The organism is Nocardioides sp. YIM B13467 (assembly GCF_042788075.1).
Lineage (GTDB): Bacteria > Actinomycetota > Actinomycetes > Propionibacteriales > Nocardioidaceae > Nocardioides.
In genome coordinates, this window is sequence record NZ_JBHZPJ010000046.1 from 3,021,207 (window position 1) to 3,042,585 (window position 21,379).

19 protein-coding genes and 1 pseudogene are annotated in these 21,379 nt (G+C 70.3%); 13 read left to right on the plus strand and 7 right to left on the minus strand.

Translation table 11 applies throughout. From position 1 onward, the window contains the following. Window positions 1-2: 2 nt before the first annotated feature. Entirely contained in the window at window positions 3-386 is a 384-nt protein-coding gene (locus tag ACFX43_RS21605; protein WP_378834600.1) for a winged helix-turn-helix transcriptional regulator, read from the plus strand. Window positions 387-389: 3 nt separating this feature from the next. Here the strand turns inward: ACFX43_RS21605 and ACFX43_RS21610 are convergent, their stop codons facing one another. Further along, entirely contained in the window at window positions 390-1,241 is an 852-nt protein-coding gene (locus ACFX43_RS21610; protein ID WP_378834604.1) for a helix-turn-helix domain-containing protein, read from the minus strand. Between the two features lie 159 nt (window positions 1,242-1,400). Between ACFX43_RS21610 and ACFX43_RS21615 the strand changes: the two genes are divergently transcribed. Together ACFX43_RS21615 and ACFX43_RS21620 are read left to right on the plus strand one after the other, a co-directional pair. After that, window positions 1,401-2,096 carry an SDR family NAD(P)-dependent oxidoreductase gene (locus ACFX43_RS21615; protein ID WP_378834607.1) on the plus strand — a complete coding sequence of 232 codons (696 nt, stop codon included), beginning with the start codon at window positions 1,401-1,403 and terminating at the stop codon, window positions 2,094-2,096. A 70-nt stretch (window positions 2,097-2,166) separates the two neighbouring features. Beyond that, entirely contained in the window at window positions 2,167-3,636 is a 1,470-nt protein-coding gene (locus ACFX43_RS21620; protein ID WP_378834609.1) for a peptide MFS transporter, read from the plus strand. Window positions 3,637-3,735: 99 nt separating this feature from the next. Here ACFX43_RS21620 and ACFX43_RS21625 read toward each other — a convergent pair whose 3' ends face one another. After that, window positions 3,736-4,737 carry an LPXTG cell wall anchor domain-containing protein gene (locus ACFX43_RS21625; protein WP_378834612.1) on the minus strand — a complete coding sequence of 334 codons (1,002 nt, stop codon included), beginning with the start codon at window positions 4,735-4,737 and terminating at the stop codon, window positions 3,736-3,738. A 490-nt stretch (window positions 4,738-5,227) separates the two neighbouring features. Here ACFX43_RS21625 and ACFX43_RS21630 point away from each other — a divergent pair, with 490 nt between their 5' ends. The 4 genes from ACFX43_RS21630 to ACFX43_RS21645 all read left to right on the plus strand — a co-directional run bounded on the left by ACFX43_RS21630 (window position 5,228) and on the right by ACFX43_RS21645 (window position 8,218). After that, window positions 5,228-5,710 carry a DUF2231 domain-containing protein gene (locus ACFX43_RS21630; protein WP_378834614.1) on the plus strand — a complete coding sequence of 161 codons (483 nt, stop codon included), beginning with the start codon at window positions 5,228-5,230 and terminating at the stop codon, window positions 5,708-5,710. Window positions 5,711-5,739: 29 nt separating this feature from the next. Continuing rightward, window positions 5,740-6,429, plus strand: coding sequence for a response regulator transcription factor (locus tag ACFX43_RS21635; protein ID WP_378834619.1), 690 nt, complete (start codon window positions 5,740-5,742; stop codon window positions 6,427-6,429). Then, entirely contained in the window at window positions 6,426-7,805 is a 1,380-nt protein-coding gene (locus tag ACFX43_RS21640; protein ID WP_378834623.1) for an ATP-binding protein, read from the plus strand. Before ACFX43_RS21635 ends, ACFX43_RS21640 begins: the two co-directional genes overlap by 4 nt. 92 nt (window positions 7,806-7,897) lie before the next feature. Next, window positions 7,898-8,218, plus strand: coding sequence for a hypothetical protein (locus tag ACFX43_RS21645; RefSeq protein ID WP_378841209.1), 321 nt, complete (start codon window positions 7,898-7,900; stop codon window positions 8,216-8,218). A gap of 265 nt (window positions 8,219-8,483) precedes the next feature. On the opposite strand, the pseudogene ACFX43_RS21650 reads toward ACFX43_RS21645, so the two are convergent. The 3 genes and pseudogenes from ACFX43_RS21650 to ACFX43_RS21660 all read right to left on the minus strand — a co-directional run. Further along, window positions 8,484-8,723 (minus strand): annotated as a pseudogene (locus tag ACFX43_RS21650) (PTS sugar transporter subunit IIA); the annotation flags it as partial. Then, window positions 8,723-9,676 carry a 1-phosphofructokinase family hexose kinase gene (locus tag ACFX43_RS21655; protein WP_378834625.1) on the minus strand — a complete coding sequence of 318 codons (954 nt, stop codon included), beginning with the start codon at window positions 9,674-9,676 and terminating at the stop codon, window positions 8,723-8,725. The gene ACFX43_RS21655 and the pseudogene ACFX43_RS21650, both read right to left, overlap by 1 nt. Then, window positions 9,673-10,455, minus strand: coding sequence for a DeoR/GlpR family DNA-binding transcription regulator (locus ACFX43_RS21660; protein WP_355225632.1), 783 nt, complete (start codon window positions 10,453-10,455; stop codon window positions 9,673-9,675). Before ACFX43_RS21660 ends, ACFX43_RS21655 begins: the two co-directional genes overlap by 4 nt. A 106-nt stretch (window positions 10,456-10,561) precedes the next feature. Here ACFX43_RS21660 and ACFX43_RS21665 point away from each other — a divergent pair, with 106 nt between their 5' ends. From ACFX43_RS21665 to ACFX43_RS21675, 3 genes are all read left to right on the plus strand, one after another. After that, complete coding sequence (locus tag ACFX43_RS21665; RefSeq protein WP_378834630.1) at window positions 10,562-12,238, plus strand: putative PEP-binding protein; 1,677 nt, start codon at window positions 10,562-10,564, stop codon at window positions 12,236-12,238. A 96-nt stretch (window positions 12,239-12,334) separates the two neighbouring features. Then, window positions 12,335-12,787 (plus strand): hypothetical protein, encoded by a 453-nt coding sequence (locus ACFX43_RS21670; protein WP_378834632.1) that lies wholly within the window; start codon window positions 12,335-12,337, stop codon window positions 12,785-12,787. A gap of 44 nt (window positions 12,788-12,831) precedes the next feature. Continuing rightward, window positions 12,832-13,257, plus strand: coding sequence for an SRPBCC family protein (locus tag ACFX43_RS21675; protein WP_378834636.1), 426 nt, complete (start codon window positions 12,832-12,834; stop codon window positions 13,255-13,257). Here ACFX43_RS21675 and ACFX43_RS21680 read toward each other — a convergent pair. After that, the gene (locus tag ACFX43_RS21680) at window positions 13,254-14,432 is read right to left on the minus strand and encodes an Ig-like domain-containing protein (protein WP_378834640.1); all 1,179 of its coding nucleotides are present in this window, start codon (window positions 14,430-14,432) and stop codon (window positions 13,254-13,256) included. The two genes, ACFX43_RS21675 and ACFX43_RS21680, sit on opposite strands and share 4 nt — an antisense overlap. Before the next feature lie 99 nt (window positions 14,433-14,531). Here ACFX43_RS21680 and ACFX43_RS21685 point away from each other — a divergent pair, with 99 nt between their 5' ends. The 3 genes from ACFX43_RS21685 to ACFX43_RS21695 are packed head-to-tail and all read left to right on the plus strand — an operon-like array spanning window position 14,532 to window position 20,133. After that, a complete protein-coding gene (locus ACFX43_RS21685) occupies window positions 14,532-16,043 on the plus strand; it encodes a DUF3375 domain-containing protein (RefSeq protein WP_378834643.1) in 1,512 nt (503 codons plus the stop codon). Window positions 16,044-16,099: 56 nt separating this feature from the next. Further along, the gene (locus ACFX43_RS21690; RefSeq protein ID WP_378834646.1) at window positions 16,100-16,771 is read left to right on the plus strand and encodes a DUF4194 domain-containing protein; all 672 of its coding nucleotides are present in this window, start codon (window positions 16,100-16,102) and stop codon (window positions 16,769-16,771) included. A 2-nt stretch (window positions 16,772-16,773) separates the two neighbouring features. Continuing rightward, entirely contained in the window at window positions 16,774-20,133 is a 3,360-nt protein-coding gene (locus tag ACFX43_RS21695) for an ATP-binding protein (protein ID WP_378841063.1), read from the plus strand. A gap of 4 nt (window positions 20,134-20,137) precedes the next feature. Here ACFX43_RS21695 and ACFX43_RS21700 read toward each other — a convergent pair whose 3' ends face one another. Next, the gene (locus ACFX43_RS21700; protein WP_378834648.1) at window positions 20,138-21,259 is read right to left on the minus strand and encodes a calcium:proton antiporter; all 1,122 of its coding nucleotides are present in this window, start codon (window positions 21,257-21,259) and stop codon (window positions 20,138-20,140) included. Window positions 21,260-21,379 lie beyond the last annotated feature (120 nt).

Sequence of the window (21,379 nt, forward strand, 5' to 3'; positions counted from 1 at the left end):
TCGTGACGAAGTCGGCCCGAAGCGGTCCCTACATCTGCGGCATCGACGCCGCGCTCGACGTGGTCAGCGGCAAGTGGAAGGGGCTGATCCTGTGGGAGCTCGACAACTACGGCGTACGCCGCTTCGCCGAGCTGCGCCGTGGCCTGCCCGGGGTCAGCGAGAAGATGCTGACCCAGCACCTGCGCGAGATGGAGCAGGACGGTCTGGTGCACCGGGAGGTCTATGCCGAGGTGCCACCGCGGGTGGAGTACTCGCTGACCGAGCACGGCCGCACCCTCAACGCCGCGCTCGGGCCGCTCGGCAGCTGGGGCATGGATCGCATCGCCCGCGAGCGGACCGAGATGGTCGAGCATCGCGACGCCGGTTTGCTGCCCCGACCGTCGTAGGCGTCAGGCCGATCGAGCCTCCGACCCGACGGACCGCGTGGGCAGTCCCGCGGACGCCAGCAGAGCCAGCTTGTCCGCGTCCGATGAACCGGCGTCGGGGTGATAGACGACGAGCATCAGATCGTCGGTGCCGTTGATCGCCAGCCGCTCCCGGTTGAGGGTGAGCTCGCCGACCTGCGGATGGTTCATCTTGATCGGGGCGCCGGTCTGGGCGCGTACGTCATGGCGTGCCCAGAGCTTCCGGAACCGCTCGCTGGCCAGGGAGAGCTCGCCGATGAGCTCGATGAACCGAGGGTCGTCGATGTCGGTGCCCACGGCCTGGCGCAGGTTGCCGACGAAGCACTCCGTCATCGACTCCCACTCCGGGTGGAACGTCTGCTGGTCCGGGTCGAGGAAATGGTCCCTCAGCTGGTTGCCGCCGGCCGCGAGCCGTGGTGAGAGCGCACGAGCAAGGCTGTTGGCGGCAAGGATGTCGAAGTAGCGCCCCTCGATGAACGCGGGCTGCACCATCGAGTCGAGCAGCTTCAGCGCCCCGGCCGGGACCGTCTCCTTGCGCCGGCGGCGACGGCGGCGGGGAGCCTCTGCGACCAACGACATCATGTGGGCGGTGTGGTCGTCGTCCAGCTGGAGCACGCGCGCGATCGACCCGAGCACCTGCGCCGACGGATTGCGGTCGCGGCCGCGCTCCAGGCGGAGGTAGTAGTCCGCGCTGATACCGGCCAGCATCGCGACCTCCTCGCGGCGCAGCCCGGGGACGCGACGTACGCCTGCGGCCGGGATGCCCGCCGCCTCCGGCGTCACCAGCGCCCGCCGGGCCTGCAGGAACGCGCCCAACGGGTTCGTCGCCTCGCTCATCTGTGCCACCTCATGCCCTCCAGCCTAGGTCGGCGCCGAGCAGACAGCGGGGGTCCTGTCAGGCCCCGGTCTGACCAGGGCTCTGGGTGGACGCGGCCGGCGTGCCTAGCGTCGAAGACGGGCCCGATCGGGCCCGTCCGACGAAAGGGAAGAAACGGAATGACCGTCGCACTCATCACCGGCGCCAACAAGGGCATCGGCTTCGAGACCGCCCGCCAGCTCACCGACGCCGGCTACGACGTCTACCTCGGCGCACGAGATGTCGAGCGAGGCGAGAAGGCGGCCGCCGAGCTCGGCGCGCGCTTCGTACAGCTCGATGTCACCGACGACTCCTCCGTCACTGCCGCGCTGGCCACCATTGAGGCGGCCGAGGGACGCCTCGACGTACTCGTGAACAACGCCGGCGTCCTCGTCGCCGACCCGCTCGACGGCCCGACCGCCCTGCGGGTCTTCGACATCAACGCGGTCGGGATCGTCCGGGTCACCGAGGCCGCCCTGCCGCTGCTGCGCCGCTCGGAGAACCCGCGTGTGGTCAATGTGTCCAGCAGCATGGGCTCGTTCTGGGCCAACACCACCCTCGGCCGGGTCGAGCAGGGGATGTTCCTGCCGCTGTACGCCGCGTCCAAGGCCGCCGCGACCATGCTGACCGTCCAGTACGCCAAGGCGAACACCGACATCAGGTTCAACGCCGTCGAGCCCGGTCCCACGGCCACCGACATGACCGCCGGCTTCGGCATCGAGGACATCGCCAAGTCGCCCGCAGAGGGCGCCAAGACCGTCGTACACCTCGCCACCCTCGACCTCGATGTCCCCACCGGGACGCTCCAGGACGAGGACGGGCAGCTCGCGTGGTAGTGGTCACATCCGGCGGTTATCGGACGTTCGCGATTTGGGCGGGGGAGCGGAGACTTGTGAACCTGAAGTAATGAGTCAAGCTAAAAGTGAGACCGTCGTGGGCGATCCCGGCGAGCGGTCTTTCCTGGGCCAGCCACGCGTACTGGCCAACCTGTTCGGCGTAGAGCTGTGGGAGCGGTTCAGCTTCTACGGCATGCAGGGCATCCTGGCGATCTACCTCTACTACTCCGCGGCCGAGGGCGGTCTCGGGATCAGCGAGCCGGTCGCGCTCGGGATCGTCGGCGCGTACGGCGGCGCGGTCTACCTGTCCACGATCATCGCGGCCTGGATCGCCGACCGCCTGATCGGCGCCGAACGTACGCTCTTCGCCTCTGCCTGGCTGGTCGTCTTCGGCCACCTCGGGCTCGCCCTGATCCCGGGGATCGCCGGTGTCGGTGTCGGGCTGGTGCTGATCGCGCTCGGCTCGGGCGGCGTGAAGGCGAACGCCTCGTCCCTGGTCGGCACCTTGTACGCCGCCGATGACGAGCGCCGCGACGCCGGGTTCTCCCTCTTCTACCTGGGCATCAACCTGGGCGCCCTGGTCGGTCCGCTGCTGACCGGGCTGCTGCAGAAGCAGTGGGGCTTCCACGTCGGCTTCGGGCTGGCCGCGATCGGCATGATCTTCGGTCTGGTGCAGTACGCCATGGGCCGCAGCGCGCTTCCCGACGAGAGCCGCGTCGTCCCCAACCCGCTTCCCGCCGCCGAGCGTGGCCGTTGGATCGCCATCGCCGTCGTCGCGGTGGCGGCGATCGTGGTGCTCTGCCTGACCGGTGTCATCACCGCGCCTCGACTGGCCAACATCGTGATCGGCATCAGCGCGGTCGCCGCGATCGCGCTCTTCGCCGTCATCCTGCTCAGCAGCCAGGTCACCGCCGTCGAGCGGAGCCGGGTGTGGGCGATGGTGCCTTTGTTCGTCGCGTCGGCGGTCTTCTGGTCGCTCTACCAGCAGCAGTTCACCGTCATGGTGGTCTACTCCGACCAGCGCCTGGACCGGGACATCTTCGGCTGGGAGATGCCGGTCTCGTGGGTGAACTCGATCAACCCGGTCTTCATCATCCTGCTCTCCGGGGTCTTCGCGGCTCTGTGGACCAAGCTCGGCTCCCGTCAGCCCTCGACTCCGGTGAAGTTCGCGATCGGCACGATCCTGATGGGCATCGCCTTCTGGGTCTTCCTGCTGATGCCGAGTGGTGAGCACACGGTGCCGCTGATCGGCCTCGCGTTCATCCTGCTGCTCTTCACCCTCGCCGAGCTGCTGCTCTCCCCGGTCGGTCTCTCCCTGGCCACCAAGCTCGCCCCCGAGCGGTTCCGCACCCAGATGATGGCGCTGTTCTTCCTCTCCGTCGCGCTCGGCACCGCGATGTCCGGCCGGCTGGCGGAGTTCTACGACGTCTCGAACGACAGCGGGTTCTTCTGGTGGGTCGGGCTCGCATCCGTCGTCGTCGGTGTCCTGCTGCTCATCGGCAACCGGCCCATCCGGCGGCTGATGGTCGGCGTGCACTGATCTCTTCCGCGTAGGCCTCCGAAGGGTGTTCCGGGCGAACGAAAATTCGTTCGCCCGGGACAGCGGCCACCCCGCCTCCGAGGCCCCTGGAAGTGTGGGTCAGGCGTTCTTCCGGCGACGGGTGAGGAAGGCCCCGATGCCCCCGATGCTGGCGAGCAGCCCGCCGACGGCGAGGAGCACTCCGTTCGGACCGCCCGTGTTCGGCAGGTTCCCAGCCAGACCGGCATCGATCCGGGTCGGGACCTCGGAGTCGGCCTTGGTGCTGGCGGAGTCGGCCTTGGTGCTGGCGTCCTTGACGACCGCCGCGCACTTCTCCGACTCGTTGGTCTTGGTCTCGTAGACAGCCGGGATGACGACCGTGACCGAAGAGGCAGGCGAGTCCACCACGGTGACGTCCGATGCCGGAGTGACCTCCACCGTGCGGGTGACCGCCTCGTGGTGGACCGTCTCAGTCCAGGCCTCCTTGTCCACTACGGTCTCGGTCCAGGCCTCCTTGTCCACGACCGTCTCGTCGTACGCCTCCTCGTCCACGACGACGATCACGTGCGACACCTCGTCCACAGCAGCCTGGCGGTAGAACCAGTTGCCGCCGATGTCCGGGTTGCCCTTGGAGTACACGCCGTCAGATCCAGCGTGCCCTGGAGGGACGTCGCCGTGGTTGATCCACGAACCGCGCGGGTCCGTCGGGTAAGACGGAGGGCCGACGAAGGGCGCACGGTGGTCGTTGGGCTGGAAGTTCGCCCAGACGCTCTGCACTGCTTCCTGGTCGATGACCGTCTCCTCGTGGGTCACCGCCTCGTGGTGGACGACGTGCGTCTCGGCCGGGTGCTCGACCGTGTGGGTCTCGGCCGGGTGCTCGACCTTCTCGTCGTACGCCTCCTTGTCCACGACAGTGCGAGTCACTGCGTCGGTGTGCTCCACGTGCGTGACCGCAGGCGTGGTCTTGGTGGTCTTCTTCGCGTCAGCGACCTTGACCTGAGAGGTCACGGTGGTCGTCTTGCAGTCCTGCGCGGCCTGAGCCCCAGGGGCTGCCACGACCGAGGCGACTCCGGCAACGGCTACAGCCGCGAGGCCGATCTTGGTGGAGTTGTGCATGTTCATGGGTTGGTTCCTTCACGGGTCGTTGCGGTCCGTGCCTGTGGTGAGCAGGCAGGGCTGAGGTACCCGAGACCGGGCGGGCGGACAGGGACGCCTGTCGCGGTCGGCCTGGGCCGATCTCGGGTGGATCGTGGAGACCCCTTGAAACCGTGGAGCAAGTGCGGCGCGTGGGCCGCCTCGGCGAGGCCTGTGAGAGGAGGGTCTCCCGGCGCTGTCTCAGCGGGTTGAGGGATTTATCTCTGCCTACCCAATATTGGGGTGGACGGGACCTGCGACCCTAGCGTTCCCGACCCGGCTTGGGACCAAGGTCGGGTGGTATCCGCCCTTTCCGACTGCTCGTAGGACCCCGACCTCATCCGGCGGCTGATGGCTCGCGTGCACCGATCTCGGTTTGACGTGGATTTGAGGTCGGCTTGTCCTTGCGCTGACGCCGGCGCCGAGACACTGACCCGGCAGGCGTGCGACAGGTGCGCCGTACGAAAGGACCTGACGCATGCCCTCGACGATCTTCGGTCTGCCCATACACCCGTTGCTGGTGCACGCGACCGTCGTGTTCGTGCCCCTTGCCGTGGTGTTGGTCCTCGGGGCCGTGCTGGTGCCGCGGTTCCGCGCCTGGGCCGGCCCCGTCCCGGCTGGGGTGAGCCTGGTCGCCCTGGTTCTGACCCCGCTGTCGACGGCGACCGGCGAGGACCTGGAGCACCAGCTGCCGCACAACGCGCTCACCGAGGCGCATGCTCGACTCGGTGACCAGCTGCTCCCCTTCACGATCGCGCTGTTCGTGTTCGCCGCGGCCTTCTGGTGGCTGACGCGGGGTCGCGACGGCACGGACTCGCGGTGGCCGAACGCCCTCGTGGTCGGCGTGGGGGCGCTGGCCGTGGTGGCGGCGCTCGGCACCGGTGTGCAGGTCACGAGGATCGGTCACAGCGGAGCCGAGGCTGCCTGGTCGGGCGTCGGCTCGTCGACGAGCGGCGGCTGAGGCGATCTGTGCAGGACTACGATGCGCCCATGGTGCGGATCCTTGTCGTGGAGGACGACGACGCGATCCGACGGGCGCTGTCTCGAGGACTCATGGAGCATGGCGCGACGGTGACGGCGGTGGCGAGCGCCGTCGAGGCGATCAAGGCTCTCCCGGTCGACCGTCCCGACGCGGTGATGCTCGACCTGGGGCTCCCCGACCTGGACGGCGCCGATGTCCTCGCACTGATCAGAACCACCAGCGACGTTCCCGTGGTGATCGCGACCGCCCGTGATGACGAGCGTGAGATCGTCCGGTTGCTGGATGCCGGGGCGGACGACTACCTGATCAAGCCGTTCTCCGCAGGGCAGGCGATGGCCCGGATCCGCGCGGTGCTCCGGCGCACATCACCCGCGACCACCGCAGACCCACGGGTCATGGTCGGAGGTCTCGTCATCGACCCGGTCTCGCGCACGGCCACGCTTGACGGGCGGGAGCTCACGTTGAACCGCAAGGAGTTCGACCTTCTGCTGGCGCTCGCGTCGCGACCGGGCGAGGTGGTGAGCAAGAGCCAGCTGCTCGCCGAAGTCTGGCAGATGCCGTGGGGCGGTGCCGACCGCACGGTCGACGTGCACCTGTCGTGGATCCGTCGCAAGCTGGGGGAGACCGCGGCTGAGCCACGGTATCTGCACAGCGTTCGTGGTGTCGGCGTGAAGCTCGTCGATCCTGGTCCGCGATGAGCCTGCGGACCCGCATCCTGGGCCTGACCGTCGGCGCGGCCGCGGCGGTGCTGCTGCTGTTCTCGGTGCCGCTGGTGCTGCTGCTCCAGCAGTCCGCGACCGAGCAGGTGCGTCAGAACGCCACGGACGTAGCGCAGGGTGTCGCCGACTACGTGAGTGCAGGAAGCGTCGACACGGACTCGATGCGTGACTACGTCGCTCGGGTCAACGACCGCGAAGACGCCTTTCCCGTCGAGGTCGTGCTGGCAGACGGGACGAGCATCGGCGCTCCGGTGCCCGGGCTCGACGAGAACGACCCCGATGGTGATGGCCGAGGCGTCGGAGCCGATGCCGATGCCGACGGGGACGGGGACGGCTTCGACGCCGACGGGGACGGCGACAGCGGGTACGGCGACCTGCGGCCCACCTCGGACGCCCAGGTCCGCGCGGTCGACGGTGGCGAGCTCGTACTGATTCAGGTTCCGTCGAGAGAGGGAACGGTCACTGTGGCTGCCTTCGCGCCCGACTCGGCGGCTCGGCATACTGTCGAGGAGCGGCTCCTGCTGCTCGGTGGCGCCGGTCTCGTGCTGCTGGTCCTGGCGGCGGTGGCGGGGGAGCTGGTCGCTCGGCGGTTGGTGCGGCACCTGACCGCGGCGGCGGAGACGGCCGACCTGCTCGGGGAGGGCGACCTCACGGCGCGAGTGCCCGATGAGGGACCCGAGGAGGTCCGTCGTGTGGGAGCTGCGCTGAACCGGCTCGCGGGTCGGATCGACGAGCTCCTGGCCGCCGAGCGCGAGACGGTGGCAGATCTCTCGCATCGGCTGCGTACGCCGTTGACCGCCGTGAGACTGGATGTGGAATCGCTGCCGGAGTCCGAGCGCAAGACGGAGCTGGAGGAGCATCTGGCGCAGCTCGAGCGAACCCTGACCGCTGTGATCCATGCGGCCCGCCGCCCGCAGCGCGAGGGTGCGCACCCGCGTTGCGATGCGGTGGGCCTGACTCGGGACAGGTTCGAGTTCTGGGCTCCGCTCGCGGAGGATCAGGGCCGAGACGTCACGTTGTCCCTCCCGCAGGGGCCGGTCGAGGTGCGTTGTGCCGAGGCAGATCTCGCGGCCGCTCTGGACGCGCTGCTCGAGAACGCGGTCGCTCACACCGCGGAGGGCACCGCGATCGCGGTGGAGCTCGCGGTCGGGGCCGACGGCATGACGACGTTGGATGTGCGTGACCGGGGACCGGGAGTTCCGCCGACCGCGGTCGGTCGCGGTCGCAGCGATCGTGGGTCGACGGGACTCGGCCTCGACATCGCCCGGGCGTGTGCTGAGGCCTCCGGTGGGCGGCTCGAGCTGGTGGCCTTCGAGGGCTGGTCGGCCGTGCGGATGGTGCTCGGCAGCCCGTGAGCTCGGCAGCTCGGTGGACTGACATCTTCATTTGATCGGGATTTGAGCCGGCGTTTCCGTCCGCCTGATGCGTGTCGACGCAGGGTCGAGGCATGACCGAGAACCCACGTACGTCCCTTCTCCACCGGGCTCGTCGCCGGACCGCCGCGATCGTCCTCGGCACCCTGGCCGGCACCGGGCTGCTGACGGTCGGCATCGCCGCCACGGCACAGCAGGCAACCGGTGACGACAGCGACACCACGAGCGACACGACCAGTGAGACGTCGGAGCACACCTCTGACGACACCTCTGACGACACTTCGGAAGACACTTCTGAGTCCACGTCGGGAAGCACCTCCGACACCCAGCAGCCGAGCCGGGTCGCGCCGGGCACGAGCTCGGGCACATCCGACGGCGGGACCCACTCGTCATGAGCGTGTCGAGGACCTGGCAGGACTGGTCGTGCGCAGTGAGGGTCACGCTGGCGACCGGCGACGAAGATGACCTCGTCGCCGCGACGCGGCTCGTCGAGGAGCTGATGGGCGAGGTGTCACGCGCGGCCAGCCGCTTCCGCGAGGACTCGGACCTGTCGCGGGTCAACGCCGCGGCCGGGGCCCTGGTTCCCGTCTCGTCGCTNATCAGGAAGGCGAGGTCGGCCGGGCCGTCCTTGGCGCCGAAGTCGACCGGTGGCGAGAGCCGGGCGAAGGCCACCACGGGCTCCTCCACCCCCGACGTACGGCAGTGGGGGATCGCCAGCCCGCCGGGGAGACCGGTTGCGGAGACCTCCTCGCGGGCGAAGGCGTCGGCGAGGAGCGCATCGAGGTCGGTGGCCCGGCCGGCGTCGGCCACGCGCTGGGCCAGGGCACGGATGACGTCGTGCTTGTCAGGGCCGAGATCGGCGTCGAGGGCCACGAGCTCGGGGGCGATGAGTGCGGACATCAGAGTCCTCCGGTGATGGGGTCGAGGTCGCGTACGGACACGAGGTCGGCACGGACCTGGGGTGGGGTGGGGAGGGTGGTGCCGGGGAGGCCGGCGGCTGCACTGCCGTACGCGACGGCGAGCCCGAGACGTTCAGGGGCGGAGAGTCCGCGCAGGTCGGCGAGGAGATAGCCGAACAGCGAGCTGTCGCCGGCACCGACCGTGCTGACGACCTCGGTGGGCGGCGGGGTGGCGTGCCAGGTGCCTTCCGCGGAGACGAGGACGGCACCGTTTCCCCCAAGGGTCGCGAGCACGGCGGTGACGCCGCGGTCGACCAGGGTCCGGGCCGCAGCGGCTGCAGCGGCCGGGTCGTCGAGGGAGCCGGAATCGGTGATGGAGGCCAGCTCCTCGGCGTTGGGCTTGAGCAGGTCGGGCGCGCCGGCGGGGAGCCCGGCGGCGAGCGCCTCGAGGGGTGCCTCGCTGGTGTCGACGGCGATGCGGGTGCCGGTGGCGCGGAGCGCGCTCACGACCTCGGCGTACCAACCGGACGGCGCCTCGGGTGGCAGCGATCCGGCGAGGACGACCCAGCGCGCCTGCTCGGCCTCCTTCACGAGCCGGGCCGCCAGGGCGTCGAGCAGGGCTGGGGTCGCGGTGGCGCCGGGTCCGTTGAGCTTGGTGGTGGTGCCGTCGGGCTCGGTCACGGTGGTGTTGATCCGCGGCCGGCCGGCGGGTCCGACGGTGACCACGTCGAGCCCGGAGGCACGCAGCTCGGCGACCATCGGGTCGAGGTCGGGGCAGGGGAGAACGGCACGGGTGGGAACCCCCGCGGCGTACGCGGCTCCGGAGATGTTCACGCCCTTGCCGCCGGGCTGCGAGGTCGTCGTGTGGGCGCGCAGCACCTCACCGCGGCGCAGCGGGCTGGTGAGCATCACGGTGTGGTCGATGCTCGGGTTGGCGGTCAGGGTGACGATCATGCGATCAGCACCTCGAGGCCGCTCTCGCGGAGCTCGTCGGCGACGTCGTCGTCGATGTCGCTGTCGGTGACGAGCACGTCGACGTTGCCCAGCGCGGCGAAGCGGAGCGTGGTCTCGACGCCGATCTTGCTGGAGTCGGTGAGGCACACGACTCGGCGGGCGGCGTTGACCAGCGCTCGTTTCGTCGCGGCCTCCTCGTGGTCGGGGGTGGAGAGCCCGTGGGCCAGCGTCAGCCCGTTGGTCGCCACGAAGGTGACGTCGACCCGCAGACGGCTCAGCGCGTCGACGGTCTCGGCGCCGACCGCGGCCTGGGTGGCCGGCCGGACGCGACCGGGCAGCAGGTGGAGCTCGATCTGAGGGCTGCCGGCCAGCATGGCGGCGACGGGGACCGCGTGGGTCACCACCGTGAGCTGGTGGTCGCGCGGCAGGGCGTGGGCGAACCTGCTGGTCGTCGTGCCGGCGTCGATCGCGATCGTGCCGCCCTCAGTGGGGAGGAGTGCGAGCGCTGCCCGGGCGATGCGGTCCTTCTGCGCGGTGAAGGTCTGCTCCCGCTCGCCGAGAGCGGACTCGAGCACGGCCATGGTCTCCACCGGAACCGCGCCACCGTGGACCCGGCGGACCAGGCCTCGGCGCTCCAGGGTGGAGAGGTCTCGCCGCACGGTCTCGGTGGTGACCTCGAACCGCTCGGCGATGTCGGCCACGGATATCCGCCCGCGCTCGGCGACGAGACGGGCCGTCGCGATCTGTCGCTCCTCGGCGTACATCGCGGCCTCCTTCATGATCGGTGTGGTTTCGAGTGGGTTTTGGGGTTGTGAATGCCCACATATGTTGTTTTATGCCCGAATGTGTTGACTCGTCAAGGGGTTAGGGCAGATATTTGTGGCCATGGTCACGTCTCACTCATCTGTCCTCTCCGGCACTCCGGTGGTCCCGGGGATCGTGCTGGCGCCCGTCCACGTGGTGCGGACCGAGGTCGATCCAGCCGCGCTGGAGGCCTTCGAACGGCGCGGCTTCGACCAGCCCGAGGACGCCCTCGCGGCCTATGAGGCCGCAGCCACCGCCGTCGCCGACGGGTACGCCCGCCGGGCCGGGACCGCCTCCGGCGCGGCCGCCTCCGTCCTGAGCGCGAGCGCGGGTCTGGCCCGGGACAAGGGGCTGCGGGTCGCCGTGGAGAAGCACCTGCGTGCGGGGGAGGGACTGGTCGCCTCTGTGGTGGCGGCGGTGGAGCAGTTCGCCACGCTGTTCAGCGGGATGGGTGGCCTGATGGCCGAGCGGGTCACCGACCTGCGCGACATCGAGCGCCGGGTCCTCGCCCACCTCGCGGGCGAGCCCGAGCCCGGCGTGGACGTGCCCGAGGGGCGGTGCGTGCTGGTGGCCGCCGACCTGGCACCCTCCGACACCGCTGCCCTCGACCCGGCCCGCGTGGTCGCGCTGGTCACCGAGCGGGGCGGCCCCACCAGCCACACCGCGATCATCGCGCGCCAGCTCGGCATCCCGTGCCTGGTCGGCGTGGCCGGCGCGACCGGCATCGTCGCGGGGACCCCTGTGCTCGTCGACGGCCAGGCCGGGATCGTCGACCTGGAGCCAGGCCCTGACGCCGCCGCCCGCGCCGAGGCCGACCTCGCCCGGCGACAGGCCGTGGCCGCCTGGGCCGGGCCCGGACGTACCGCCGACGGCCATCCGGTGGCCCTGCTCGCCAACGTCGCCGACGGCTCCTCGGCCAGCGACGCGGCCGCCGGCCAGGTCGAGGGCGTGGGCCTCTTCCGCACCGAGCTCTGCTTCCTCGACCGTCGCGAGGAGCCCACCGTGGCCGAGCAGGCCGACGTCTATGCGGAGGTGCTCGCGCCGTTCGCCGGCCGTGGCCACGTCGTCGTGCGCACCCTGGACGCCGGATCGGACAAGCCGATCGCCTTCGCGACCCATGAGGGCGAGGAGAACCCGGCCCTGGGTGTACGCGGTCTGCGGCTCGCCGCCGACAACCCCGGCCTGCTGGAGCGCCAGCTCGACGCCATCGCGATCGCCGCCGAGCGCGCCGGAGCCGACACCTGGGTGATGGCGCCGATGGTCGCCACCGTCCAGGAGGCCGCCGACTTCTCCGCCCTGGTCCGAGCCCGCGGCCTCAAGCCGGGCGTCATGGTCGAGGTGCCGGCGGCCGCGCTGATGGCCCACCGGATGCTGGAGGTGGTCGACTTCCTCTCCATCGGCACCAACGACCTGACCCAGTACGCCATGGCCGCCGACCGGCTTGCCACCGACCTCGCCCACCTCACCGATCCCTGGCAGTCGGCGGTGCTGCAGCTCATCGCGATCACCGCCGAGGCGGGGCGTACGGCCGGCAAGCCGGTCGGCATCTGCGGCGAGGCCGCCGCCGACCCGCTGCTCGCGCCCGTGCTCGTCGGGCTGGGCGTCACCTCGCTGTCGATGGCACCCGCGGCCGTGGCCGCTGTCGGTGCCCGGCTCGAGTCCGTGACCGCCGGACTGTGCGACGAAGCCGCCGAGGCCGCACTCGGCGCGCTGTCACCGGCCCAGGGCCGCGAGGCGGTCGCGAAGATCCTGGGGTGACCGGCCGGCGACCGCATCGCTGGAGATGGCTCCGACCAAAGCCGGTGCGCCGCCCGCCTTGCGGGGCTATCGTCCGGGCTCGTGTGGATAGTTCCCGTGATCGTGCTCCTGGCTCTGGTCGGCTTGCTCACCATTGTCGTGATGATCCTGCGGGGTGCGGTGGACGTAGCCACGCCAGCGACTTGGACGGTGCCGGGTTCGGCGTTGCGGGCTCTTGGTCTCTTGGCTGGCGGGCTTGCGCTGGGCATGTACGCCTGGGGCCTTGTCCATGTTGCCGGAGCTTGGCTGGACGCGGCGGACGGAGGCACGAGCTCGTCGCCACCGCCTCCGTGCCGCGATCACCTCGACAAAGCACGTGCCCTGCAGGTTGTGGGATATGACGTCGACGTCATCCCGCCCGGGTTCAGCTGCGAGCTCACCGACGGCACGAGCGTCGAGATTCCGGTCGTCCCGGCGTACGTCACCCCGCCTGTGATGGCGATCGGAGCCATAGCCATAGTGAGCCTCGTTGCATCCGGCAGAACGCAGTCGCGCACAGCAGGCATGTGACCGATCTCGAACGGACTCCGGGCGGTGTTGGCACACTTGTGACCGTGCCAGCCCGTTACGCGTTCGCCGAGACCTGGGAGCTGCCGACGCCCGCAGAGGCGGTACGGGACGTACTGGTCGACGTGGAGCAGTATCCACAGTGGTGGCCGCAGGTGCGGGCGGTGGCGAAGCTGGGGGAGGACGATGCCCTGCTGGTGTGCCGCTCGGCGCTGCCGTACGACCTGGAGATCGTGCTGCACGCGGTCAGCCGAGACCTGCCGACGCTCGAGGTCGGGCTCGGTGGCGACCTGGACGGATTCGCACGGTGGACGCTGACGCCGGCGTCGGGCGGGAGCCGGATGGTGTTCGAGCAGGAGGTCGTCGTAGACGGACTGCTCGGCCTGGCCTCGATGCTGCTGCGGCCGGTGCTGACCTGGAACCACCGGCAGATGATGCTCGGCTGCCGCGAGGGGCTGGTCGCAGCGGTCTAGAGCGCGGAGCCCTTCTGGTATTCGGCCCAGGACAGGTTCCAGTCGCCGAAGCCGTTGTCCCACTCCATCTTCCGGTCGGTGCCGGTGGTCTCGACGACGTCGCCGATGCGGGCCAGGCCGTAGAGCCAGGCGGCGTTGGCGGTGGAGAGGCCGGTGCAGCCATGGGAGACGTTGGCGTAGCCCTGGGACCCGGTCGACCACGGCGCGGCGTGGATGAACTCGCCGGAGTTGCTGATCCGCATGGCGTACTCGACATCGTCGAGCGAGTAGTAGTCGCTCGAGCTCTGGTCGGAGATGCCGATCGTCTCCGAGCGCATCTCCTTGACGCGGTGCTTCTCGGAGATGACCTTGATCCCCGACCGCGTCGTGAAGCCGGGCTTGCCGGTGGTGATCGGGATCGTACGCAGCAGCTTGCCGTTGCTGAAGACCTTCATCTGGTGGGTGCGGGCGTTGACCTTGAAGACGTGCGCGTCACCGACCTTGTAGGTGGCGGTGCGGCTGTGCTGGCCGTAGACGTCCCCGCCGGCGGAGGCGCCGTTGATGTCGAGGTCGACCTTGATGGTGGTGCCGGGCTTCCAGTACGTCTGCGGGCGGTAGCGCGCCTCCTTGTCGGAGACCCAGTACCAGGACCCGGCCTGGGCCGGGGTGGAGGTGACGTGCATGCGCTTCTCGAAGGAGGCGTGGTCCTTGACGGGCACGTCGAAGTAGACCGCGACCGGCATCCCGACGCCGACCTCGGACTTGTCGACGGGGACGATCGTGGCGAAGGTCTGCTGGGTCAGGGAGAGCGAGCGGGTGGTGAAGCTGCTGGTGACCTTGCCGGTCTCACCGGTCGCGGTGACCGTGTAGCGCAGCGCCGGGTCGAGCAGGTCGTTGGCGGTCCACGTCAACTTGTCCTCGGAGAGGGAGCCGGGCACGGTGCGTCCGTCGGGCTTGGCGACCTTCACGCTGGTGAACTCGCCCGAGGTCGCGGTCACCGTCACGGTGCTGTCGACCGGCACGTCCTTGGCCCCGTCGGCGGGGGAGATCTTGGCGGTGAGGGGCTTCGCCGACGGCGAGGCGCTGGCCGACTCGCCCTTCGCGGCGGACTCCGGGCTCTCTGAGTTCCCGGCGCAGCCGGAGAGTGCGATCAGGGCCACCACGGCCACTACGACAGAAAAAGGACGAACCCGCATGGGACAACTATGCGGTAGGCGGCAACCGAATTCTCGGCAGGTCCGCGCGTGTGATGAAGGTTGTGGTGTTGTCGGTGCTGCCACGTACGGTATCTGCCGATGAGTGACACTCGCGTCGAGGCGGCGTACGCCGGGGCTCTGGCCGCCTTCAAGAACCCGATGCTCGACCTCCTGCACGGCCGGTTCGCGCCGTTCGTGGTGGCGGTGCTCTCGGTGACCTTCACCTCCGAGCGAGCCGCTGTGCCCGTGGTGGACGCCCATGCCGAGATCGGCGACATGCTGGACCGGCTCCGGGCGACCGGCCATGCCGAGGGCGAGGGTGGTGAGGTGATGCTGCCGGTCGGCACGGCGCGCGAGCTGTGCCGCCAGTGGGTGCGCGCCGGGTGGCTGCTGCGCCAGATCGAGGGCGAGGACGAGGTCTACCGGCTCTCCGCGCATGCGGTGGGCGCCCTGGAGATCGCCGGACGGGCGAGCGGGTCGCGGGCGCGGGTCTCCGAGTCGCGCGTCAGGACGCTGCTGGAGGCGGTCGAGCGGCTCGCCCTGGACGCCGACCCCGACGTACTGACCCGGGTGGCGAGGCTGACCGAGGAGATCGCCGAGCGGCGCGCCGAGATCGCCCGCCTGGACCGCACCGGTGTCGTCGACACGGTCGATGACGACACCCTGCTCGAGCAGGCCGAGAACATCCTCCACCTGACCCGTGAGCTCCCGGCCGACTTCGCGCGGGTGGTCGAGTCGATCCGGGCGATGCAGCGTGACGTGGTGACCGACCTCCGCCAGGACGTACGCCCGGCCGGCGAGGTCCTGCGCGAGTACCTGCAGCGCGGCAAGGACGTGATGGCCTCCACGCCGGAGGGCAAGGCGTTCGCCGGTGCGCTGCGGATGATCGGCGACCCGCGCCGCCTCGACGACCTCGCCACCAACCTGCACACCGTGCTGCGACACCGGTTCACCAGGCAGATGGGTCCGCCCGAACGCGCCGAGCTGGCCGCGGTCGGACGCCGGATCGAGACGGGCGTCGCCGAGGTGCTGGCCGCCCAGCAGACCGCCTCCCACGTGATCACCACCCAGGTGCGTACGCACGACCCGGCCCGCGACCGGCAGGTCGACGACCTGCTGCGCGATGTGATGGTCGGCTTCCAGGCGTGGATGCCGTCCTCGCGGCCGGCCGAGTCCGTCGAGCCGCTGCGCCGGCTGCCGGTCGCCGACCTCGGGCACCTGCGCCAGTCGGTCAGCGAGCTGCGACCGCCCGAGCCGCCGGCGCCGCTCGCCGACTGGGGCGACGTGGAGAGTGCGGTCGAGGACACCAAGGCCTGGGGTGGTCCGGGCTACCGGGCGATCGAGACCCACCTGGACGCCTACCTGGCTACCCACGGGGCCGAGGAGCCGGTGGACCTGGCCGAGGTCTTCGCCGCCGCGCCGGAGGAGATCCGGCGCCCGGTCGACCTGCTCGGGCTGCTCGAGATCGCGCATCGCCGCGGGATGGCCGAGACGGGGGAGATCTCCACGATCGAGGCGGTCCGGGCCGACGGGGTGCGGCGACGGTTCGCGTTCGGCGGAGTGAGGCTCAGCGCATTGATGGCGGCAGATGACAAAGGGGATGGGCGTTGAGTGAGACGGTGACACCGGCCGAGGTCGAGGTTGACCCTCAGGTTGAGGTTGAGGCTGTGGCCTACGGCAGCGAGCCGGAAGGCTTCATCGAGCCCGTCTCGATGGAGGACGACCCGACCGAGCTCTTCGTCGGCGACCGTGGGGTCCTCGACGCCGACATCCGCCGAGTGCTGGTCCAGCTGCTGCGCCGCCGGTTCATCACGGCCGAGAAGAGCCCGAGGCAGTGGCGTACGTTGCTCGACCACCAGGCGGTGATCGAGTCGCGGCTCCACGACCTGTTCATCCGGCTCGTGGTCGACCACGACCGCGGCATCGCCTACAAGCGACAGGTGCGCTCGGAGGAGCTCGACGTGCCGGTGCTCCTCAAGGACGACGCCTACTCACGGGCGGAGACGCTCGTGCTGGTCCATCTCCGCACCGTCTTCCAGCGCGAGCGTGGTGCGGGGGAGAACTCCGCGCGGGTTGACGCCGACGAGCTGGAGCAGACCGTGCTCACCTACTTCGACGTCGCCAGCGGCGACGCCGCCGCGCGCCGCGAGATCCGCCGGGCAGTCGACCGGCTCGCCCGCGAGGGGTTGATCGAGGAGGAGTCCGAGGACCGCTACCGGATCACCCCGCTCGTCGAGATAGTGCTGAGCGTCGAGAAGCTCGCCGAGCTCAAAGCGTGGCTGAAGGAATCCGCAGGTCGGGCCGTGAGAGCCGACGACGAAGAGGAGACCGAGCAGTGAACATGATCGACAGCCTCTTCGGTCTCATCCCCGCCCGCTCGAACGGCCGGCAGTGGGTCGCGCGCGAGCTGCAGCTGGTCAACTGGGGTGGGTACGACGGCGCCCACCGGGTGCGGTTCTCGCCGAGTGCGACGCTGCTCACCGGAGGATCCGGGTCGGGCAAGTCGACGCTGATGGACGCCTACATCGCGTTGATCATGCCCCACACGACGCCCTTCAACGGTGCCTCCAACGGTGGCGTCGTGGGTCGCCCGCGCGGCCAGGACCAGCGCAACATCCTCTCCTACGCGCGCGGCAAGATCGACGAGGCGAAGACCGCCGAGGGCACCAAGATCCGGGTGCTGCGTGGCGACGGACGCGACACCTGGTCGGCGATCGCGATGACCTGGGAGGACCAGACCGGGGCCCGCTTCACCGCGGTCCGTGCCTGGTACGTCCCCGCGTCCGCCAAGAACCTCGACGACGTGACCAAGCTCCGTGCCGTGGCCGAGGCGGGCTTCGACGTACGCGATCTGGAGCCGGTCGCAGCCCACCGGTTCACACGCACCGCGGTCTCCGAGGTCGGGCTGACCCCGATCGACACCGACCGCGACTTCACCGCCCGGATCCACTCCGCGCTCGGGATCGGTGCCGCCGGAGACGGTGAGAAGGCGGTCAACCTGCTCGGCCGGATCCAGGCGGGGCAGCAGATCACCACGGTCGACGACCTCTACAAGAAGATGGTGCTCGAGGAGCCCGAGACCCTCGCGACCGCCGACGGCGTCGTCGCCCATTTCGACGAGCTCTCCGCGACGCGCGACCGGATGGTCACCGCGCAGCAGCAGGTGCGTGCGCTGACCCCGATCCGCGAGCATCGGGCCGCGATCGAGGACGCCGCCGCCAGGCTCGAGGTGATCGACGGGATCGGCGCCTTCGATGACGAGGCCACCCCCGCGGGGCTCTGGCGGGCCGGCAAGCGGGTCGACCTGCTCAGCGAGCTGGAGTCGGACCTCAGCGCACGAAAGGGCGCCGCGGAGAAGGCGGTGGCGGAGAAGCAGGCGCTCATCGACGCCGCCGAGTCCGAGCGTGACGGCCTCGCGGTCACGGTCGCCGCGTCCGGCGGCCGGCGCCTCGAGGAGGCCACCCGCGAGATCAGGTCCGCCGAGACCCGGGTCGACAACGTACGCCGCGCCCGCGAGGCGCTCGACGAGGAGCTCGCCGTCCTCGGTGCGGTGGCCACGACCCCGGATGAGTTCGAGACCCTTCAGGCGACCGCGCAGGAGGCGCTGGTCGACGACGACGCTCGCACGAGCGCCCTCAACGCCTATGCCGCCGCCCGCTCGGCCGAGGCCGACGCGATCGGCCTGGTCGGCCGGCTCGAGAGCGATCTCGCCGATGCCGAGAAGACGAAGAGCAACATCCCCGAGCCGTTGCGCGCGGCCCGTGCGGTGCTGGCGGAGGCGGCCGGGCTGAGCCCTGCCGAGATGCCGTTCGTCGGCGAGCTGGTCGAGGTCCGCACCGAGCACGAGGCCTGGCGCGAGGCGTTCAACCTGGCCCTGGGCGGGTTCGCCACCACGATGCTCGTCGACGCTGCTCATGTCGGCGCCTTCCGGGCGGCGATCGAGTCGGTACGGCAGCGCACCCGGATCCGCTACGAGGCCGTCCGCACCGGCATGAAGGACGGTGTGCACAGTCTGGACGAGGGCACTCTTCCGGGGCGCCTCGACTACCGCCGGGGCGTGTTCACCGGCTGGCTCAAGCAGCGGCTGACGGAGCGACACGGCTACGTCTGCGTGCAGACGCCCGCGCTGCTCGCTCAGCACCGGATGGCGCTGACCGTGACCGGCCAGGTCTCGCAGGGGACGCGCGGGGCCCACGGTGGTCACGGGGCCGGCAACGTGCTCGGTTTCACCAACACCCGGCGCGTCGCCGAGCTCACCGAGCTCCTCGAGACGGCGCGCAAGGACGCGGAGACGGCGAGCATGGCGGTCGCCGAGGCCGAGCGAGCCATCAAGGACCTCGACCTGCGGCGTACGTCCTTCAAGGCGGTCACGGCGCTCACCTGGGATCAGGTCGACGTCGCCGGGGCCGAGGCCGAGCGGGACCGGTGGGCATCGGTGATCGAGGAGGTCACCGCCGACAACCCGGAGATCGCCACGCTGCAGGAGCGGCTGAAGAGCGCCCGCGCCAAGGTCGACTCGCTGCGCGAGGGGATCGGGGCCGCCAAGAGCACCGTCAAGGAGCTCGACGTGCGCTGGAGCGACGTCGTCGAGCAGGTCGACCGTGCCAAGGACGCGCTGGAGGACGCGGCGGCGTCGGGCACCGATGTCGCCCCGGCCCAGGCCGACTACCTCGAGCAGCTCTTCAAGGCGGCCGGCGGCGAGGAGGCCGGCCGGCGCGAGGACGCGCTCGCCGAGCTCGACGCCGTCTTCGCCCGAGCTGGCGAGAGCCTCGACACCGACCGCGCCGCCGCACAGGAGACGATAGGGGCCGCCCGCGTCCAGCTACGGCAGACCTTCGAGGCGTTCCTCGAGCGCTGGCCCAACCCGAACCTCCACACCGACCCCGAGGCGTCCTACGCCGACTTCGACCGTCTCCTCGACGAGCTGCAGACCAGCGGCCTGCACGAGCTCGAGGTCGAGTGGCGCGACTCGCTGCTCAAGCTGTCGGGCAACGACCTGACCAACCTCGACTCGACCCTGTCGCGGGCCGTGCGTGAGATCCGCGACCGGATCGACCCGATCAACCAGATCCTCGCCGAGCTGCCGTTCAACGACGACGGCCACCGGCTCCGGATCGACACCCAGGAGGGCCAGTCGGCGGTGCGCGGCCGCTTCCGCAAGGAGCTCCGCGCCGTGCGCGACCTGATCGAGAAGGCCTCGTCCAACGAGACCCGGGAGCAGGCCTACACCCGGATGTCGCGGCTCATCGACCGCATGCGCCGTACGGCACCCGACTTCGCCGACCTGATCGACGTACGCAACCACGTCCGCGTCAGCGCCGAGAAGGTCACCGCCGACACCGGTGAGCACGTCGCCCTCTACGACCACATCGGCGAGAAGTCCGGTGGCGAGTCGCAGGAGCTGGTCGCCTTCATCGTCGGCGCCGCGCTGCGCTACCAGCTCGGCGACGCCGGAGCCGACCGGCCGCGCTATGCGCCGGTCTTCCTCGACGAGGCGCTGATCAAGGCCGACGCCCGCTTCACCGGTCGCGCCATCGGCGCGTGGCGAGGCCTCGGCTTCCAGCTCATCATCGGCGCCCCCAACGACAAGCACAGCGCCATCGAGCCGCACGTCGACGTGCAGTACACCGTGCTCAAGGACGCCGAGGGTCACTCGTTCCCGAAGCTGGAGGTCGGCCTCGACGAGGTCCCGGCCTCATGACCGGCTAGGGCTGCATCGAGAGGAACAGGAACGCGGCCAGCAGGACCAGGTGGACGAACCCCTGCAGGGCGTAGACGCGGCCCTGGACGACGGTGAGCCCGGTGACGAAGACGGAGATGACCAGCAGCACGATCTGGGTCGGCTCGAGGCCCAGGTCGAGGGGGCCGGTGAGCCAGATCATCGCGACGGCGAGGGCGGGGATGGTGAGTCCGATCGACGCCATCGCAGAGCCGTAGGCGAGGTTGAGGCTGGTCTGGACCCGGTCCCGGGAGGCGTTGCGGACCGCGGCGATCGACTCGGGAGCGAGGACGAGGAGAGCGATCACGACACCCACGACCGCGTAGGGGAACCCGAGGCTCTTGACGGTGCTCTCGATCGTGGGGGAGAGGACCTTCGCGAGGCCGACCACGGCGACGAGGGAGACCAGGAGGAGGGCCAGGCTGAGAGCGGCCTCGCCCGCCGAGGGCGGGTCGGCATGGCCGTCCTCGTCGAGGTCGACCAGCCCTGTCATCCGGCCGTGCTCGTCGCTGGTGACGGGGAGGAAGAAGTCGCGGTGGCGGACCGTCTGGGTGAAGAGGAAGGCAACGTAGAGCGCCAGCGAGGCGATGGCGGCGAAGACGAGCTGCGAGGTCGAGTACTGCGGGCCCTGCGCCGACGTCGTGAACCTCGGCAGCACCAGGGTGAGACCGGCCAGGGCGATGACGGTCGCGACCGCCGACCCGGTGCCGGCGGCGTTGAAGCTGACCAGCCCGTGCTTGAGGGCACCGACCATGAGCGAGAGCCCGACGATGCCGTTGAGGGTGATCATCACCGCGGCGAAGACGGTGTCGCGGGCATACGTGCTGGTGTTGTCGCCACCGCTGGTCATCAGCATCACGATCAGGCCGACCTCGATCACGGTCACTGCGATCGCGAGGATCAGCGAGCCGAACGGCTCGCCGACCTTGTGGGCCACGACCTCGGCGTGGTGGACCGCGCCCAGCACCGCACCGATCAGCACCGCCGCCACCACGGCCAGGATCGTCCAGTGGTCGTGGCGGAGCCACGCGAAGGCCAGCACCACCAGAGCGAGGATCGGCACGGTCAATGACCATTGCAGGCGGCCCCGGACCGCTGGCGCACTCATGGGGCGACCCTATCCCGGCGCTGGGCCGCCGACAGGATGCTCGACACACGCTCGTAGCCTGAGGGGCGTGCCTTCCTCCTACACCCCTCCGGCCGCGTTCAAGACCCGTCCCGACCTGCT